This is a genomic window from Geodermatophilus sp. SYSU D01119, from assembly GCF_054049975.1.
In genome coordinates, this window is record NZ_JBJGYL010000007.1 from 21,882 (window position 1) to 38,900 (window position 17,019).

20 protein-coding genes are annotated in these 17,019 nt (G+C 76.0%); 14 read left to right on the forward strand and 6 right to left on the reverse strand.

Translation table 11 applies throughout. The features are described 5' to 3' along the window. The first annotated feature begins 153 nt into the window (after positions 1 to 153). Positions 154 to 651 carry a DUF2505 domain-containing protein gene (locus ACI79X_RS07010; RefSeq protein ID WP_457024694.1) on the forward strand — a complete coding sequence of 166 codons (498 nt, stop codon included), beginning with the start codon at positions 154 to 156 and terminating at the stop codon, positions 649 to 651. A gap of 6 nt (positions 652 to 657) precedes the next feature. Here the strand turns inward: ACI79X_RS07010 and ACI79X_RS07015 are convergent, their stop codons facing one another. Together ACI79X_RS07015 and ACI79X_RS07020 are read right to left on the reverse strand one after the other, a co-directional pair. Continuing rightward, positions 658 to 855 carry a hypothetical protein gene (locus ACI79X_RS07015; RefSeq protein WP_457024695.1) on the reverse strand — a complete coding sequence of 66 codons (198 nt, stop codon included), beginning with the start codon at positions 853 to 855 and terminating at the stop codon, positions 658 to 660. Positions 856 to 873: 18 nt separating this feature from the next. Further along, positions 874 to 4,002 carry a carboxyl transferase domain-containing protein gene (locus tag ACI79X_RS07020; RefSeq protein ID WP_457024696.1) on the reverse strand — a complete coding sequence of 1,043 codons (3,129 nt, stop codon included), beginning with the start codon at positions 4,000 to 4,002 and terminating at the stop codon, positions 874 to 876. Positions 4,003 to 4,054: 52 nt separating this feature from the next. On the opposite strand from ACI79X_RS07020, the gene ACI79X_RS07025 reads away from it, so the two are divergent. Together ACI79X_RS07025 and ACI79X_RS07030 are read left to right on the forward strand one after the other, a co-directional pair. Next, positions 4,055 to 4,186: a hypothetical protein gene (locus ACI79X_RS07025; RefSeq protein WP_457024697.1), complete on the forward strand. Its 132-nt coding sequence runs from the start codon at positions 4,055 to 4,057 to the stop codon at positions 4,184 to 4,186. Between the two features lie 41 nt (positions 4,187 to 4,227). Further along, a complete protein-coding gene (locus ACI79X_RS07030; protein ID WP_457024698.1) occupies positions 4,228 to 5,511 on the forward strand; it encodes a serine/threonine-protein kinase in 1,284 nt (427 codons plus the stop codon). A 1-nt stretch (position 5,512) separates the two neighbouring features. Here ACI79X_RS07030 and ACI79X_RS07035 read toward each other — a convergent pair whose 3' ends face one another. Next, a complete protein-coding gene (locus ACI79X_RS07035) occupies positions 5,513 to 6,544 on the reverse strand; it encodes an ion channel (RefSeq protein WP_457024699.1) in 1,032 nt (343 codons plus the stop codon). 92 nt (positions 6,545 to 6,636) lie between these two features. On the opposite strand from ACI79X_RS07035, the gene ACI79X_RS07040 reads away from it, so the two are divergent. After that, the gene (locus ACI79X_RS07040) at positions 6,637 to 7,143 is read left to right on the forward strand and encodes a mycothiol transferase (protein WP_457024700.1); all 507 of its coding nucleotides are present in this window, start codon (positions 6,637 to 6,639) and stop codon (positions 7,141 to 7,143) included. 75 nt (positions 7,144 to 7,218) lie between these two features. Next, positions 7,219 to 8,400 carry an acyl-CoA dehydrogenase family protein gene (locus tag ACI79X_RS07045; protein WP_457024701.1) on the forward strand — a complete coding sequence of 394 codons (1,182 nt, stop codon included), beginning with the start codon at positions 7,219 to 7,221 and terminating at the stop codon, positions 8,398 to 8,400. A gap of 3 nt (positions 8,401 to 8,403) precedes the next feature. Here ACI79X_RS07045 and ACI79X_RS07050 read toward each other — a convergent pair whose 3' ends face one another. Next, positions 8,404 to 8,673, reverse strand: a complete 270-nt coding sequence (locus tag ACI79X_RS07050) for a hypothetical protein (RefSeq protein ID WP_457024702.1) — start codon at positions 8,671 to 8,673, stop codon at positions 8,404 to 8,406. 88 nt (positions 8,674 to 8,761) lie between these two features. Here ACI79X_RS07050 and ACI79X_RS07055 point away from each other — a divergent pair, with 88 nt between their 5' ends. Beyond that, positions 8,762 to 9,340: a hemerythrin domain-containing protein gene (locus ACI79X_RS07055; RefSeq protein WP_457024703.1), complete on the forward strand. Its 579-nt coding sequence runs from the start codon at positions 8,762 to 8,764 to the stop codon at positions 9,338 to 9,340. A 72-nt stretch (positions 9,341 to 9,412) separates the two neighbouring features. Next, positions 9,413 to 9,718, forward strand: coding sequence for a hypothetical protein (locus ACI79X_RS07060; protein WP_457024704.1), 306 nt, complete (start codon positions 9,413 to 9,415; stop codon positions 9,716 to 9,718). Positions 9,719 to 9,746: 28 nt separating this feature from the next. On the opposite strand, the gene ACI79X_RS07065 is transcribed toward ACI79X_RS07060, so the two are convergent. After that, entirely contained in the window at positions 9,747 to 10,220 is a 474-nt protein-coding gene (locus ACI79X_RS07065) for a MarR family winged helix-turn-helix transcriptional regulator (protein ID WP_457024705.1), read from the reverse strand. Between the two features lie 21 nt (positions 10,221 to 10,241). Here ACI79X_RS07065 and ACI79X_RS07070 point away from each other — a divergent pair, with 21 nt between their 5' ends. From ACI79X_RS07070 to ACI79X_RS07100, 7 genes are all read left to right on the forward strand, one after another. Next, positions 10,242 to 11,273, forward strand: coding sequence for an ABC transporter substrate-binding protein (locus ACI79X_RS07070; protein ID WP_457024706.1), 1,032 nt, complete (start codon positions 10,242 to 10,244; stop codon positions 11,271 to 11,273). 90 nt (positions 11,274 to 11,363) lie between these two features. Continuing rightward, the gene (locus ACI79X_RS07075; protein WP_457024707.1) at positions 11,364 to 12,806 is read left to right on the forward strand and encodes an APC family permease; all 1,443 of its coding nucleotides are present in this window, start codon (positions 11,364 to 11,366) and stop codon (positions 12,804 to 12,806) included. Beyond that, positions 12,803 to 13,825 carry an acetamidase/formamidase family protein gene (locus ACI79X_RS07080; protein WP_457024708.1) on the forward strand — a complete coding sequence of 341 codons (1,023 nt, stop codon included), beginning with the start codon at positions 12,803 to 12,805 and terminating at the stop codon, positions 13,823 to 13,825. The genes ACI79X_RS07075 and ACI79X_RS07080 overlap by 4 nt, the downstream gene beginning before the upstream one ends. A 66-nt stretch (positions 13,826 to 13,891) precedes the next feature. Further along, on the forward strand, positions 13,892 to 14,983 hold the full coding sequence (locus ACI79X_RS07085) for a sigma-70 family RNA polymerase sigma factor (RefSeq protein ID WP_457024709.1): 1,092 nt from the start codon (positions 13,892 to 13,894) through the stop codon (positions 14,981 to 14,983). Continuing rightward, positions 14,980 to 15,876: an STAS domain-containing protein gene (locus ACI79X_RS07090; protein ID WP_457024710.1), complete on the forward strand. Its 897-nt coding sequence runs from the start codon at positions 14,980 to 14,982 to the stop codon at positions 15,874 to 15,876. Before ACI79X_RS07085 ends, ACI79X_RS07090 begins: the two co-directional genes overlap by 4 nt. Beyond that, on the forward strand, positions 15,873 to 16,274 hold the full coding sequence (locus ACI79X_RS07095; protein ID WP_457024711.1) for an STAS domain-containing protein: 402 nt from the start codon (positions 15,873 to 15,875) through the stop codon (positions 16,272 to 16,274). Before ACI79X_RS07090 ends, ACI79X_RS07095 begins: the two co-directional genes overlap by 4 nt. Further along, on the forward strand, positions 16,271 to 16,561 hold the full coding sequence (locus ACI79X_RS07100) for a phosphatase RsbU N-terminal domain-containing protein (protein WP_457024712.1): 291 nt from the start codon (positions 16,271 to 16,273) through the stop codon (positions 16,559 to 16,561). Before ACI79X_RS07095 ends, ACI79X_RS07100 begins: the two co-directional genes overlap by 4 nt. Before the next feature lie 89 nt (positions 16,562 to 16,650). Here ACI79X_RS07100 and ACI79X_RS07105 read toward each other — a convergent pair whose 3' ends face one another. Beyond that, a complete protein-coding gene (locus ACI79X_RS07105) occupies positions 16,651 to 16,959 on the reverse strand; it encodes a hypothetical protein (RefSeq protein WP_457024713.1) in 309 nt (102 codons plus the stop codon). Positions 16,960 to 17,019: the final 60 nt, after the last annotated feature.

Sequence of the window (17,019 nt, forward strand, 5' to 3'; positions counted from 1 at the left end):
CCGGTGTCCGGCGCGGTGCGCGGGACGCTAGGCGCGGCGGGAAGCGAGAACGGGGAGGTCCGCATCGCGTCGGGCGCCTGCCGTCCCACCGTCCCCGCCCGCCCCGCCGGCACCCCGGGGAGCGCGCCGCGACGGCGCAGCAGAGGATGGGGCGTGCCCATCGACGCCACCACCACCTACGCCGCCGCCCCCGACCGCGTGCTCGCCGTCCTCACCGACGAGACGTTCCTGCGCGAGGTCGCGCAGGCCCTGGAGGCGCAGGTGCAGGAGGTGTCGAGCGCCACCGACGGCAGCGACACCCGCACCACGACGCGCCTGTCGGCACCGACGACGGGCATCCCGCCGGTCTTCGCCCGCTTCGTCGGCAAGACCGTCCCGGTCTCCCAGGTGACCACCTGGACCCCCGACGGCGACGGCGGCTGGCGCGGCTCCCTCGACCTGCGCGCGGAGATCATGGGGCGCGAGGCCCGGGTCGCGTGTGACCGGCGGCTGGTCCCGACGCCGGACGGCGGCACCCGCGCCACCGTCACCGGCGACGCCAAGGTCGACGCCCCGTTCATCGGCAAGCAGGCCGAGGCCGCCGTCCGCGACCTGGTCAGCCAGGTGGTGCTGCGCCGCGAGCACGAGGTCCTCGAGCGCCGCCTGGCCTGATCCCGGTCAGGGCGCCTCGGACCCCCAGCGTGCGACGTCGTTCCCGGCGTCGTCGGCGAGCACGTACTCGGCGGCACCGGGCGGGTCACCCGCCCGGTGCCGCGCCACGGTGTCCACCGCCTCGGACTCCGCGGTCGCCGCGTCGGCGGCGTCCCACTCCTGCAGCACGGAACCGTCACCGGTGGTCAGGCGGAATCGGGGCATGCCGGGACCGTAGGACCCTCAGGCGAGCGCGGCGAGCGCGCGCAGCAGCACCGCCCGGGTGTCCGCGGGGTCGACGACGTCGTCCACCTCGAACACCGACGCGACGTTCAGCGCCTTCCCCTGCGCGTACGACTCCGCCACCAGCTCGGCGAACCGCGCCTCCCGCTCGGGCGGGGCCAGCGCCTCCAGCTCCCGCCGCGCGCCGAGCCGCACCGCGCCCTCCAGGCTCATCGGCCCGAACTCCCCGGTGGGCCAGGCCAGCGTGAGCAGCGGGGCCCGCAGGTCGCCGCCGAGCATCGCCATCGCGCCCAGCCCGTACGCCTTGCGCAGCACCACGGCCAGCAGCGGCACGGGCAGCTGCGCCCCGGCGACGTACAGCCCGCCGAACCGGCGCACCGTGCCGGTCCGCTCCGACTCCGGCCCGACCATGAACCCCGGGGTGTCCACCAGCGACACCACCGGCAGCCGCGCCGACCCGCACAGCCGCAGGAACGCCGCCGCCTTGTCCGCCGACTCCCCGTCGATCGCCCCGCCGAGGTGCCGAGGGTCGTTGGCGAGGAAGCCGACCGGGCGGCCGCCGAGCCGGGCCAGCGCCGTGACCACGCCCCGCCCGAACGCCGGCCGCAGCTCCAGCACGCTGCCGGCGTCGGCCAGCGTGCCCACCACCGGACGCACGTCGTAGCTGCGCACCCGGTTGACCGGCAGCGCCGTCCGCAGCGGCCGCTGGTCGGCGGCCTCCCCCGGCCGCCGGCGCCCGGCGAGCAGGCCGAGCGCCTCCCGGGCGGCGGCCACCGCGGCGGCGTCGTCGGGGACCACGACGTCGACCACGCCGGTGGCCGCGTGGACCGCCGTCGGCCCGACGTCCTCCGGCGCCACCACGCCCAGCCCGCCGGCCTCGATCATCGCCGGGCCGCCCATGCCGATGCTGCTGCCCTCGGTCGCGACGACGACGTCGCAACAGCCCACCAGCGCCGCGTTGCCGGCGAAGCAGAACCCCGAGACGACGGCGACCGTCGGCACCCGCCCGGCCAGCCGGGCCATCGTGGTGAACGTCGGGACGTCGAGCCAGGAGACGCCGGCGCCGTCGGTGTCCCCGGGGCGCCCGCCGCCGCCCTCGGCCACCAGCACCACGGGCAGCCCCCGCTCGGCGGCGAGCTCCAGGAGCCGGTCGGTCTTGCGGTGGTTGACGTGGCCCTGGGTGCCGGCCAGCACCGTGTAGTCGTAGGCGAGCACCGCGCACGGGACGCCGTCGACCTCGCCGAGCCCGGTCACCATCCCGTCCGCCGGCGTGCGGGCGACGAGCTCTTCCAGAGACCGGCGGGCCCGCTGCGCGGCGAGGCCCAGCTGCCCGTACTCGACGAACGTGCCCTCGTCGACCAGCGCCGCGACGGTCTCCCGCGCGGTCATCCGGCCCGCCGCGTGCCGCCGCGCGACGGCGTCGGCCCGGGCGTCGTCGAGGGTGGCGGTCCGCCGCCCGTGCAGCTCGGCGAGCTCCGGCCGGACCGCGGCGGGGTCGGCGTCGTCCGGACCGTCGGCGGCGTCCACCTCGCCGGGCACGACGCCGGCGAGCACCGTCCCGGCGGTCACGACGTCGCCCACCCGGACCGCGAGCCCGGTGACGACCCCTGCGCCCGGCGCGGCCACCACGTGCTCCATCTTCATCGCCTCGAGCACCAGCAGCGTGGCCCCGGCGGCGACGGCGTCCCCGTCCGCGGCGGCCACCTCCACCACCGCACCCGACAGCGGCGCGGTCACCGGCAGCACGCCGTCGACGGCGGTCGCGGCCCCGGGCACCTCGTCGGTGACCAGGTCGGGCAGCCGCGCGTCGACGAGGTCGGTGGTCGCCCGGCCGGCCGCCACCCCGGGGAGCCCGAGCAGCGCGGTCAGCAGGTCGCGGCCGGTCGGCACCCCGGAGACGTCGAGCTCCGCGAGCGCGCGGCGGCACCCGGCCAGCGCCCGCGGCAGGTCGCGGTCGTGCACGACCACCTTGGCCAGCAGCGAGTCGTAGCGCGGGGACACCTCGTCGCCGGCGACCACGCCCGTGTCCACCCGCACGCCACGGCCGGTCGGCGGCACGAACCGGCCGAGCACGCCGGCACCCGGCAGCACGGTCCCGTCCCGCCGCAGCGTCTCCGCGTTGACCCGCACCTGGACGGCGGCGCCGCGGACCGGCGGCGGCGCGGACAGCCCCAGCGCGGCCAGCGACGCGCCCTCCGCCAGACGGATGCCCAGCTCCACCAGGTCCAGGCCGGTCACCTCCTCGGTGACCGTGTGCTCCACCTGCAGCCGCGGGTTCACCTCGAGGAACGCCACCGCGTCGCCGCGGACGAGGAACTCCACGGTGGCCAGCCCGCGCAGGCCGGCCGACCCGCACAGCCCCGCCGCCCACCCGGCCAGCCGGTTCCGCAGGCCCTCCTCCAGCGCGGGCGCCGGCGCCACCTCCACCAGCTTCTGGCGGCGCCGCTGCAGCGAGCAGTCGCGGTCGCCGAGGACCACGACCGCCGCCCCGTCGCCGGCCACCTGCACCTCCACGTGCCGGGCGCCGGGGAGCAGCCGCTCCAGGTAGACGGCGCCGTCGCCCGACGCCGCCCGCGCCTCCGAGCGGCACCGCTCCATCGCGGCCGGCAGGTCGGCCGGGTCGGACACCGGCCGCATCCCCCGCCCGCCGCCGCCGGACACCGCCTTGACCATCACCGGCCCGCCGGCGAGGAACGCGGCCGCCTCCTCCGCCGAGGGGTCCGGGCCGGTGGCCGCGGGCACCGGCACGCCGAGCTCCGCCGCCCGGGCGCGCGCCGCCGTCTTGTCGCCGAAGAGCGCCAGCGCCTCCACGGACGGGCCGACGAACAGCACGCCCGCCTCCGCGCAGGCCCGGGCGAGCGCCGGGTCCTCGGAGAGGAAGCCCCAGCCCGGGTGCAGCGCGTCGGCGCCGCTGCGCACGGCCGCGCCGGCCACCGCGGCGACGTCGAGGTAGGCGGCGGGCCCGGTGCCCGGCAGCCGGACGGCGTCGTCGGCCCGGCGCAGGTGCAGGCCGCCGGCGTCGTCCTCCGGGGCGACGGCGACGGTGGACAGGCCGAGGGCCGCGGCGGTCCGCAGCACGCGGACGGCCACCTCCCCGCGGTTGGCGACCAGCAGCCGCGAGACGCTCACGGTCGCGGGAGTCTAGGGAGCGGGCGCGGGCGATCCGGGGCAGGCTGCTGGCATGACGACGCCGTCGCAGCCCGACCCCGAGACCCCGCAGCCGCGCGACATCGCGCTGGAGATGGAGACGCCGGAGGTCGCCGCGGACCTCGAGGCGAAGAGCGACCCCGAGGAGCCCGCGAACCCGGCCTGAGCCGGGGACGCGAGCACCTCGCCGGGCGTACTGTCCCGCGCATGTCCGCAGAGGCGGGTACCGGACGGCTGGTGGCCGGGCGCTACTCGGTCACCGAGGTGATCGGCCGTGGCGGCATGGGCGTGGTCTGGCGGGCCACCGACGAGGTGCTGCGCCGGCCGGTCGCGCTCAAGGAGGTCGTGTTCCCCACGCACCTCACCGACGAGGAACGCGAGGCGCTGCGCTCGCGCACCCTCCGCGAGGCCCGCACCGCGGCGCGGCTGCTGCACCCCAACGTGACCACCCTGTACGACGTCGTCGAGGAGGACGGCCGGCCCTGGCTGGTCATGGAGCACGTCGACTCCCGCAGCCTGCAGGAGGTCGTGCAGCGCTCGGGCCCGCTGCCCTGGCCCACGGTCGCGCGGATCGGGCTCGACGTCCTCGAGGCGCTCGAGGCCGCGCACGCCGCCGGGATCGTGCACCGCGACGTGAAGCCCGCCAACGTGCTCGTGGGCGGCGACTGCTCCGCCCACCTCACCGATTTCGGCATCGCCACGGCCACCGGCAACCCCTCGATCACCACCTCGGGCGCGATCCTCGGCTCCCCGGCCTACATGTCGCCGGAGCGGGCGCGCGGCGAGGAGCCGGGCCCGGCCGTCGACCTGTGGTCGCTCGGCGCCACGCTCTACACCGCCGTCGAGGGACGGCTGGCCTTCGACCGGCCCGAGCCGATGGCGACGCTGTTCGCCGTCGTCCACGAGGAGCCCGAGCCGCCGCGGCTGGCCGGGCCGCTGGCCCCGGTGCTCGAGGGCCTGCTCACCCGCGACCCCGCCCAGCGGTGGGACGTCGCCCGCACCCGCACCGCGCTGAAGCGCATCGTCGAGGAGGCAGGCCCGCAGCAGGCGTGGGCGCCGCCGGCCGCCGACGGCCCCCCGCGCGGCGACGGGCCCGAGCTCGGCGGCCAGGTGGAGCGCTTCGACGTCGATGACCTGCGGGCGCTCGCCTCGGTCATCGGCACCGTCGCCCGCGACGCCCGCGACCAGGCCCGCCACCTCGCCGACCGGCGCCGCGAGCGCCGGGCGGAGAAGCAGGCCCGCGCGGCGGCCGCGCCGCCTCCCGCGCCGGCGCCCGCCCCGCCGTCGCCCGCTCCGCCGTCTCCTGCCCCGCCGTCGCCCGCCCCGCGTCCCCCGCGGTCTCCGGCGCCCGCCCCGCCGCGGGCGGCCGCGCGCCGCCGCCGGTTCAAGCGCCGCTGGGTGGTCGTCCCGGTGCTGCTCGCCGTCCTCGCGGTGCTCGCTGCCCTGGGCGGGGCCGTGGCGCTGCTGGCGGCGGCCTTCGGCGTCTGGTGACTCAGGCGCGCTGCAGCAGCCGCGCCGGGTCCAGCCGGCGCTCCGCCACGTAGTACAGCGTCGCGCCCTCCGGCAGCGGGGTGTCCCAGGACGGGCTGACCAGCAGGCCCTCGCCCGTGCGGAGCGCGAGCACGGTGGCGCCGTGCTCCCGGCCGAACGCGGTCTGGACGTCGCCGAAGCTGCGGTGCCGGCACCCGGCCGGCACCGCCACCGAGTAGGTGTTGCCGTGCCCGCCCGCGGTCATCAGCTCGTTGTAGACCTGGGTCAGCCCCGGGTCGGCCGCCTCCTCCGACAGCAGGAACGGCATGTGCCACTGCACCACCTGCACGCCGGCGTTGACGTAGCGCAGGGTGTCGCGGCGGCTGAGGTCGCGCACCGCGGCGACCATGTGCACGCCCGGGTTGGCGTGGTCGACGGCGACGGCGATCGCCAGCGTCTCGTTGTCGTCGCGGCCGTCGATGACCGCGGTGCGGGCGCGGGCGACGCAGGCGCGCTCCATGACGTCGGCGCGGGTGAGGTCGCCGCGGACGAAGGAGACCGCCGGCTGCTCGGGCATCGGGTTGCCCGGCACGTCGTCGTGGGCGCACAGCACGACCTGGGTGCCGGGCTCGACGGTCAGCTCGGCGACGATCCGCTCGGTCCGGCCCGCGGTGTAGCCCAGGACGACGACGTGGTCCCGGAGGTCCAGGGCCACCACCCCTCTCAGACGCTTGCCCCGCGCGTTCTGCAGGGCGGTGGCCAGCTCGGTGAACAGCAGCGTCAGCGTGACGATCCCGCCGACGATCACGTACGCGCCGACGGCGTGGCCGGCGAGGGTCTCCGGGAAGAAGTCGCCGTAGCCGACGGTGGCCGCGGTGACGACGAAGTACCACCAGTAGTTCGCCGGGGCGACGAGCTCGCTGCCCGCCGGCTCGGCCAGCGCCATCAGCCCCCAGCTGGTGAGGAAGACGGCGAGCGCCACGGCCAGCGGCAGGCGCCAGCCCGGCAGCCGGATGCGGGCGAAGCGCAGCAGCCGGTGCAGGAAGAACGGCAACGGGGCTCCTCGACGGCGCGGCGGACACCGCAACCTACCGTTCCGCCGCGGCGCCAGGCGTCCCCCGCGAGCGGGACGGGTAGCGGGTCGCCATGCGCACCCGCGACCTCCTCACCCACGCCTACTCGCAGATCGGCGAGACGCTGCGCGCCGCCGTCGACGGCCTGACCCCCGAGCAGCTCGCCGCCCGCGTCGGCCCCGACGCCAACCCGATCGGCTGGCTGGCCTGGCACCTGCTCCGCGTGCAGGACGACCACCTCGCCGAGGTCGCCGGCAGCGAGCAGGTCTACACGGCGCAGGGGTTCGCCACCCGCTTCGGCCGGCCCGCCGACGACACGGCCACCGGCTACGGGATGAGCAGCCTGGAGGTGGAGTCGCTGCGGGTGCCCTCCGCGGACCTGCTGCTCGAGTACGCCGACGCCGTCGCCGCCCGCAGCGCGGAGTTCCTCGGCGGGCTGACCGACGACGACCTGGACCGCGTCGTCGACGAGCGCTGGGACCCGCCGGTGACCCTCGGCGTCCGGCTGGTCAGCGTGCTGTCCGACGACCTGCAGCACGTGGGGCAGGCGGCCTACGTGCGCGGCCTGCTGGGCGCCTGACCGCGGCCTGACCACGGCCCGACCGGCGGGATCGCACGACCGGCGGCATCCCCGGCCCGCGCGTAGCGTCGGGGAGTGGCCGAGACCGCGCGCACCGACTTCTACGCCCTCGACGAGCTGCTGGCGCCCGAGGAGCTCGCGATCCGCGACCGCGTCGCGGACTGGTGCGCCACGGAGGTCACCCCGCGCATCAACGACTACTGGGAGCGCGCGGAGTTCCCCTTCGAGCTGGTCCCCGGCTTCGCCCGGCTCGGCATCGCCGGCGGCACCGTGCAGGGCTACGGCTCGCCGGGGATGAGCGCGGTCGCGGCCGGGCTGGTCGCCGCCGAGCTCGCCCGCGCCGACGGCAGCATCGGCACCTTCAACGGCGTGCACAGCTTCCTGGCCATGCAGTCGATCGCGCTGCTCGGCTCGGAGGAGCAGCGCGAGCGGTTCCTGCCGGAGATGGCGCGCATGGAGAAGATCGGCGCGTTCGGGCTGACCGAGCCCCGGCACGGCAGCGACGCCGTCGCCCTGGAGACCACCGCCCGCCGCGACGGCGACGTCTTCGTCCTCGACGGGCAGAAGAAGTGGATCGGCAACGGGTCGATCGCCGACTACGTGCTCATCTGGGCGCGCGACGAGGACGGGCAGGTCGGCGGCTACGTCGTCGAGAAGGGCACGCCCGGCTTCACCGCGACGGTGATGACCGGCAAGACGGCGCTGCGGGCGGTGTGGCAGGCCGAGATCACCCTCGAGGGCGCCCGCGTGCCGGTGGAGAACAAGCTGGAGAACTGCCGGTCGTTCAAGGACGTCTCCACCATCCTCGACCGCACCCGCTACACCGTCGCCTGGCGGGCGCTGGGCGTGGCGATGGCCGCCTACGAGCTCGCGCTCGCGCACTGCCTGGGCCGCGAGCAGTTCGGCCAGCCCATCGCCGGCTACCAGCTGGTGCAGGAGAAGCTCGCCACGATGCTGGCCGAGATCACGAACATGCAGCTCATGTGCTGGCGGCTGTCGTGCCTGGCCGACGCCGGCCGGATGACGGCGGCCATGGCCTCGCTGGCCAAGCGGCACTGCTGCGCCACGGCCCGGCAGATCGTGGCCGACGCCCGCGACCTCTTCGGCGGCGACGGCATCCTGCTGCAGCACCACATCGCCCGGCACCACGCCGACATCGAGGCGATCTACACCTTCGAGGGCACCGACCACGTGCAGGCGCTCATCGTCGGCCGGGAGATCACCGGGCTGTCGGCGATCAGCGGCCGCCGCCGCTGACCGTCACCCGGCGCGGCTGAGCTGCGCGACCTCGAAGGCGAGCCCGGACAGCCGGCGGCACTCAGCGCAGCCGGTGCGGCCGGCGCCGAGGCGGCTCCACTGCTGGCTGCCCCAGATCTGCGTGATCGCGCCGCACAGCGCGAGCTCCACCTCGCCGTCCAGCTCGTTCAGGGGACGGAGCGCGGGGACGGCGTGCCACGGGGTCCGCGCCGACCCCTGACTGCTCTGCGACCACCGGTCCGGGCGCGCGAACCCGACGGCGTAGGCCTCCACGGTCCTGCTGTGCCCCGCGCCACATCCGTCCGAAACCCGCCGTTCGGGTGAGCGTGTGCCACCGTCCCGACGGGGGAACGGACCAGGGGTGACCGAGACCCAGCGCGACGTGGTGGAGCTGCTCAGCGCCGACCACCGCGAGTTCGACCGCATCTTCCGCGAGCTCGAGCAGCTCATGGGGAGCACCGATCCCGGCGACCTGGAGCGCAAGCGGGCCCTCGTCGACGAGGTGAGCATCGGCCTGGTCAAGCACTCGGTGGCCGAGGAGACGCAGGTCTACCCGCGGGTGCAGGCCGAGGTCGACGCCGAGGAGGCCGAGCGCTCCAAGCACGAGCACGCCGAGGCCGAGGAGGCGATGAAGCGCCTCGAGCGCCTCGACCCCGCCGACGCGGAGTACGACGCCGGCATCCGCTCGCTCATCACCGAGATCCGCGAGCACGTCGAGCACGAGGAGGGCCGGATGTTCGTCGAGCTGAAGGCCCGTTTCGACCACGCCGAGCTGGTGCGCATGGCCGAGCAGGTGGAGCGCATCAAAGCCATCGCGCCGACCCGGCCGCACCCGCTGGTGCCCAACGAGGGCGGCATCCGGACCGCGCTCGGCCCGGTGGCGGCGCTCGTCGACCACCTGCGCGACGCCGTCAGCGGGCGGGGCAAGCACCAGGCCTGAGCTCCCCCGGCACCGGGGCGGCCCTCCCCGCGTTACCGTCGGGAGGGCGCTCGCGGTGGGAGGAGATCAGCGGTGGAACCAGTCAGCCTGGTGGTCGGTGCGGCGTTGCTGGCCGCCGGGTTCCTGGCGGGCCGGATCGGGCGGCGCCGGCCGCCGGCTCCCCCGGCCAACCCCCAGCCGGTCTGCGGCTGCGGCCACACGCTGAGCCAGCACGACACCGAGACCAACACCTGCTACGCCGAGCTGCGCCGCGACACCTTCGACCGGCGCGGCCGGTTCGCGGGTCACACCTGGGTGCCCTGCACCTGCCGCCAGTACGTCGGCCCGCGCCCGATCGACGAGGTGTTCGTCCCCCGCGTCCTGCCGCCGGCGGACTGACGCAGGACCCCGCTGCAGGGGCCCGCCATCAGCTCGCGGGCGGGGGTACCGGCGGCGCGGCCAGGTCGGTGAGCGCGGCGACCAGCGCGGCCACGCGCTCCGTGCCGAGCTCGGCGGCCAGCGCCGCCTCGTGCGCGGACACCAGGGCCTCGAGCCGGTCCAGCCGCGTCCGCCCGCGCGCCGAGAGGTGCACGCGCACCCGCCGGCCGTCGTCGGGGTCGGGCAGCCGGTAGGCCAGCGCGGCGTCGGCGAGGCCGTCGACCAGCCGGGTGGCGGTGGCCGCCGGGACCGCCAGCGCGGCGCACAGCTCGGTCATCGTCCGGCCCGGTCCGGCGCCGAGCGCCCGCAGCAGGCGGTAGGTGTCGAGCGTGGCGCCGTCCTCGGCGAGCGCCGCCGAGACCCCGCGGGCGACCCGCCGGCCCACGACGGCGAGCAGCTCGACCAGTGACGGCTCCGCAGCCGGCGGCAGGGCGGACCCCGTGGCCTGCTGCTCGACCGGCATGGACCGCACCATACTCAGGGGATGCCCGGACCGACCGTCCCGATCGACGCCTGGGAGGCAGCGGTCACCGGCCGCTCCCCCGGCGTCGTGCGCGTCGGCCTGGCCGTCCCGCTCTCCGGCCCCCTGGCCATGACCGCTCCCTCGGCGCTCGACCTCGCGGGCCTCGCCGCCGACGAGCTCAACGACGCCGGCGGGGTGCGCGGGCGTGCCGTCGAGCTGGTCACCGTCGACGCCGGCCGGCGCCCCGCGGAGGTGGCCGCCGACGTCGCGGCGCTGCACGCGGCCGGCGCCGTCGACGTCTTCGTCGGCTTCTCCACCAGCGACGTCTCCCGGGCCGTCGCCGCCGCGCTGGCCGGCCGGGCCGGCTACGTCTTCACCCCGCCGCACGAGGGCGGCCGGTCGCGGCCCGGCGTGCTGCGCATCGGCTCGTCCCCGCTCGCCCAGCACGCCGCCGCGCTCGCCTGGCTGGTGCGCTCCCGGCGGGCGCGGCGCTGGGTGCTGCTCGGCACCGACTACGTCTGGCCGCAGGCCGTGCACCGCGCCGCGCGCGCCGTGCTCGCCGACCTCGGCGCCGAGGTGGTCGGCGAGCGGCTGGTCCCCTTCGGGCCGACCGACCCGGGCCCGGCCCTGGACCTGGTGCGCCGCACCCGGGCCGACGCCGTCCTGCTCAGCCTGGTCGGCCGCGACCTGGTGGCCTTCAACCGCGCCTTCGCCCGCGCCGGGCTCGACCGGCGGGTGGTGCGCCTGTCGGGCGCGCTGGAGGAGAACGGCCTGTACGCCGTGGGCGGCGACGGCACCGGCGAGCTCTACGCCTGCATGCCGTCGTTCGCCGCGGCCGACGGCACCGGCGACGAGGGCCAGCTGGACCTGCAGGAGCGGCTGGCCTCCCGCGCCGGACCGTCGGCGCCGGTGGTCTGCGCCTACGCCCGCGGCGTGCACGACGGCGTCCGCACCGCCGCCTCGCTGCTCGCCGGAGGCGGCGCGGGCCCCGCCCGGCCGGCGCCGTCGCGGCTCGCGCGGGCCGACGGGCTGGTCTTCCGCGAGGTCGGCTAGACACCCCCGAGACACCGGTGCTTCCAGTTGGAAACAACTGGGGTCTACCCTCCCCCGCGTCCGGCCCCGAGCCGGCCGAGAGGAGGAGCCGTGAGCGACCCCCGCACCACCCACTCACCCGACCTGTCCGGGACCGGCGCCGGAGCGGTGCCCGCCGCCGGCGCGGCCGGCGTCGAGCAGTTCGGCTACCGGCAGGAGCTCAAGCGCTCGCTGAGCTTCACCGACCTGCTGGTCTACGGCCTGGTCTTCATGGTCCCGATCGCGCCGTTCGGCATCTTCGGCAGCGTCTTCCAGGGCTCCGGCGGCATGATCGCCCTCGCCTACGCGATCGGCGGCCTGGCCATGGCCTTCACCGCGGCGTCGTACTCGCAGATGTCACGGGCGTTCCCGATGGCCGGGTCGGTGTACACCTACGCCGGCCGCGGCATCGCCCAGCCGGTCGGCTTCATCGCCGGCTGGATGATCCTGCTCGACTACGTGCTCGTCCCGGCGCTGCTGTACCTCATCGCCGCGATCGCCATGAACTCGATCGTGACGTCGGTGCCGGTGTGGATCTGGCTGATCGCCTTCGTCGTGCTCAACACCGTCGTCAACTACTTCGGCATCGAGTTCACGGCCCGCGTCAACAAGATCATGCTGGTCGGCGAGCTGATCGTGCTCGCGATCTTCCTCGTGATCGGCGTCGTCGCCCTGGCCTCGGGTGAGGGCCGCGGCTTCGACTTCTCCCCCATCTACAACGCCGACACGTTCTCCCTCGAGCTGGTCTTCGGCGCGGTGTCGATCGCGGTGCTGAGCTTCCTCGGCTTCGACGGCATCTCCACCCTCGCCGAGGAGAACCGCGACTCCGCCCGCTCCATCGGCAAGGCGATGATCGCCGCGCTGGCGCTGGCCGGGACGCTGTTCATCGTCCAGACCTGGGTCGCGGCGCTGCTCGTGCCCGACCCGGACACGCTCATCGCGGAGGGCGACGCCGCCGGCACCGCCTTCTACGACGCGGCCGAGGTCGCGGGCGGCGCGTGGCTGGGCACCCTGACGGCGGTGGCGACGGCGATCGCGTGGGGCTTCGCCAACTCGCTGGTCGCCCAGGCCGCCACCTCGCGCCTGCTGTTCGCCATGGCCCGCGACCGGCAGCTGCCCGGCTTCCTGCGCCAGGTGCACCCGACCCGCCGCGTGCCGGTGAACGCCACCCTGCTCGTGGCCGCCGTCTCGCTGGTGCTGGGCCTGTACATGGAGTCCCGCGAGGACGGCATCACGCTGCTGTCGACCCTGGTCAACTTCGGCGCGCTGTCGGCCTTCCTGCTGCTGCACGTCTCGGTGGTGTGGCACTACGTCGGCCGGCTGAAGAGCCGGAACTGGTGGCTGCACCTCGCGGTGCCCGTCATCGGGTTCGGCATCCTGGCCTACGTCGTCTACAACGCCCAGGTGGCCGCCCAGGAGCTGGGCTTCGTGTGGCTGGTCATCGGCCTGGTGGTCATGGGCGTCCTGATCGCCACGGGCCGCAAGCCCGAGATCCGCGCGGAGGAGAAGCTGTGACGCAGTCCCTCGAGGTCGTCCCGCTGGAGCCGACCCGCGACCAGTGGCGCTTCTCGTTCGGCGGCGGCGAGCCGCTGCTGACGGTCGCGCCGGGCACGGTGGTCGAGCTGACCACCGAGGACTGCTACGGCGGGAAGGTGCGCGGCGTCGACGACCTGCCGAGCCAGGTGTGCGACTTCCCCTACCTCAACCCGGTGAGCGGCCCGATCGCCGTCGAGGGCGCCGAGCCCGGCGACACCCTCGCGGTGCACCTGGTCGACATCGCGCCGGCCCGCGACTGGGCGGTGTCCAGCACGTTCCCGCACTTCGGCGCGCTGACCACCACCCACTCGACGGCGATGCTGCACGAGCCGCTCGAGGAGCTGGTCTGGCTCTACGAGATCGACCGGGAGCGCGGCACCTGCCTGTTCCGGCCGCGCCGCGGCGGGCCCGAGGTGGAGCTCCCGCTCGACCCGATGCACGGCACGATCGGCGTCGCCCCGGCGGCCGGCGAGGTGTTCGCCAGCATCACGCCGGGCGCGCACGGCGGGAACATGGACACCCCCGAGATGCGCGCCGGGACCACCGTCTACTTCGGCGTCAACGTGCCCGGCGGGCAGCTGGCGATCGGTGACGGGCACTGCCGGCAGGGCGAGGGCGAGGTGTGCGGGACGGCGGTCGAGTCGGCGATGCGCACCGTCGTCGTGGTGGACCTCGTCAAGGGCGGCGGCCCCGCGTGGCCGCGGCTGGAGACCGACGAGTTCCTCATGTCCACCGGCTCGGTGCGCCCGCTGGAGGACGCCTACCGGGTGAGCCAGCACGACCTGGTCACGTGGGCCGCCGAGCTCACCGGCTGGGACCGGCTCGACGCGCTGCAGCTCGTCAGCCAGGCCGGCCTCGCGCCGGCGGGCAACGTCGTCGACACCAACTACACGATGGTGGCGAAGCTGGCGAAGCGGTACCTGCCGGGCGCGACGGCGGCCGACGGCGTGCACGAGCGGCTGCGGGCCACCGCCGCGGCCTACCTGCAGCAGCGCTGACCACAGCGGCCGTCCCCGCGCGCGATCCCGGCGCGGGGACGGCCTGCCGGGCGTAGCGTCCGGCGGATGGGGGCCACGGCGTCGGGCTCGCCGTCCGCCGGGAGGTCGCCGGACGGCGACCCCGACGCCGTGGCGTCGCTCATCCCGATGGTCCGGCGCATCGTCGCCGCCCGCGTCGCCGACGCCGCCACCGCCGAGGACCTGGTGCAGGAGACGCTGGTCCGGGTGCTCGCCGCGTCCGGCCGGGTCGAGCCCGGGATGCTCGAGCCCTACGCCATCGCGACGGCCCGCAACGTCGTCGCCACCGCCTGGCGGGAGCGGGACCGCCAGCAGCGCAACCAGCACCGGGTGGTCGACCTCGCCGTCCCGGCCCCACCCGACGACGACCTGCTCGCCGCCGAGGAGCGGGCCGCCGTCGCCGAGGCGCTGGCCCGGCTACCCGACCGCGACCGCGAGGCCCTCGTCGCCCACGAGGTGTCCGGGCGAGACACCCGCTCGCTGGCCACCGAGGCCGGCTCGACCGCCGGCGCGGTCGCCGCCCAGCTGCACCGCGCGCGGGCCCGGCTGCGGGTCGAGTACCTGCTGGCCCGCGAGCACACCGAGCCGCCGACCGACCGGTGCCGCCCGGTCCTGCTCGCCCTGTCCGGCGGCGACCGCCGGCGCCAGCGCGAGGTGGAGGCGGCCCGGCACCTGCTGGAGTGCGACGTCTGCGCCGCGCTCAGCCGGCCGCTGCTCGAGCGGGCGCCGCAGCGCGAGGACGAGGTGCGCATCCCGATCGGCCGCGACGCCGACGTCGTCGCCGCCCGGCAGGCCGCCCGCGAGCTCGCCGCCCGGCTCGGCTGCTTCTCCCCCACCGACCTGACGCTCATCGCCACCGCCGTCTCCGAGGTGACCCGCAACATCGTGCGGTTCGCCGGAACCGGTGAGGTGGTCGTGGAGGTCCTCGGCGGGCCGCGCCGGGGCGTGCAGGTCACCGCCCGCGACACCGGCCCCGGGATCCCCGACGTCGAGCGGGCGCTGCAGGACGGCTTCAGCACCTACGCGGGCCTGGGCCTCGGGCTGCCCGGCGCGCGCCGGCTGATGGACGAGTTCGCCATCGCCTCCGAGGTGGGGCGGGGCACGACGGTGACGATGACGAGATGGTGTGGTGAGCGATGACCGGCATCGGGACGGCGGCGGGGACGGGGACGGCGGCGGCCGGCGGGCCCGGCGAGGAACAGCTGCTCCCCCAGCTCGTCGCGCACCTGCGCGAGCACCGGACGCGGCTGCGCCACGAGTGGGCCGACCGCATCAACGCGTCGGGACTGCTGCACGCGATGACGCCGCAGGAGATGGCCGCCGAGACGACGTCGGTCTACGACAACTACGTCGAGGTGCTCGAGACCGGCAGCGTCGAGGCGCTGCGGCGCTACGCCCGGGACCTGTCCGAGCGGATCATCCCGCGCGGCGTGGAGACCCACGAGGTCGTGGGCATCGTGCTGCTGCTGCGCGACGTCCTCGCCCGCTCGCTGTTCGAGAAGTACCAGCGCGACTTCGGCCTGCTCAACCGCGTGCTCGACGCCTACGAGCCGGCCGCGAACCGGATCGCCAACACGGTCGCCGTCAGCTTCGTCGAGGAGCGCGAGCGGGTCATCCGCCAGCAGCAGGACTCGATCCGCGAGCTGTCCACCCCCGTCCTGCCGGTGCGGGAGCGACTGCTCATCCTGCCGATCATCGGGGTGCTCGACCGCGAGCGCGCCCGTCAGCTCACCGAGCAGCTGCTCAACGGCATCCGGACCCACCGCGCGCGGGTCGTCGTCATCGACATCACCGGCGTCCCCGAGGTCGACGAGTCGGTGGCCAACCACCTGGTGCAGACCGTCGACGCCTCCCGGCTCATGGGCGCCGGTGTCATCATCACCGGGCTGTCCCCGAAGATCGCGCAGACGCTGGTCACCATCGGCGTCGACCTCAGCAAGATGGACACGATCGGCGACCTGCAGGGCGGCCTCGAGGAGGCCGAGCGGCTGCTCGGCTACACGGCCGGCAGGGACGACGGGGCGGAGCCGTGACCGGTCCCCGCCTCGTCTCCATCCTGCGCCAGGGTGCCGTGCTCATCGCCTCGGTCCACACGGCCCTGGACGACACGCAGATGACCGCCTTCCAGCACGACCTGGTGGAGCGGATCGGTCAGGACCGGGCGCGCGGGGTCGTCATCGACGTCGCCGCGCTCGACGTCCTCGACTCCTTCGCCACCCGGACGCTGCGCACGATCGCCGAGGTGGCCCGGCTGCGCGGGGCGGTGACCGTGGTGGTCGGCATCAGGCCGGAGGTGGCGTTCGCGATGGTGGCCCTCGGCATGGACACCGGGTCGGTGCACACCGCCCTCGACCTGGAGGAGGGCCTCGCCTTCCTCGACCGGGTCACCGGCTCCCCGCGGCCGGCCCCGACGCGCGGCGGTCCGGTGTGACGCCCGCGGAGGGGTTCGCCCGCGATTACCGGGTGGCGTTCCTGGCGCACCTCGCCCGCCGCTGCGAGGCCTCGCTGCACCGCGGCTGGGAGCTTGGGCGGGAGGCGGTGGCGCACGGGCTGGGCATCCTGGAGGTGGTCCGGGTGCACCACGAGGTGCTGCTCGAGGTGCTGCGCGACACCCCCGCGGAGGAACTCCCCGACGTCGCCGCCGCGGCCTCGGAGTTCCTCGGCGAGGTGCTGGCGACGTCGGACATGGCGCAGCGGGCGCTGCTGCGCCCCCGCTGAGCACGCGGAGGGGCCCCCGGCCGGGAGCGGGGCCACGGCTCCCGACCGGGGGCTCGGGGCGGCGCGGACGGGGAACCGCGCCGGGTCCGTCAGCCGGCGTTCTGCGTGAGGTCCACGTCCTGGTCGCCGATCGTGCAGACCGTCTCGGTGTCGCCGCTGCGGTCGACCGCGGTGCCGAGGACCGCCACCGGCCCGACCTTGAGGCCGCAGATCTGTGCCGCCACCTGCGCCGCGACGCCGATGTTGACGTCCTCGAGGATGGTCACGTCGCCGACGGCGACGTTGACCAGGCCGTCCTGGACGGCGACCGGCTGGGCACTCGCCGTGCCGGCGGCGCCGGCGACGAGGGCGGCGCTCGCCGCCACGCAGACGGCGGATCGCTTGAGCATGCTGGTCACGAGGGGTCTCCTCCCGGTGGGGCCCGGTGCGGCGTCGTCGCCGCGGGGGCCGTGCAGGGA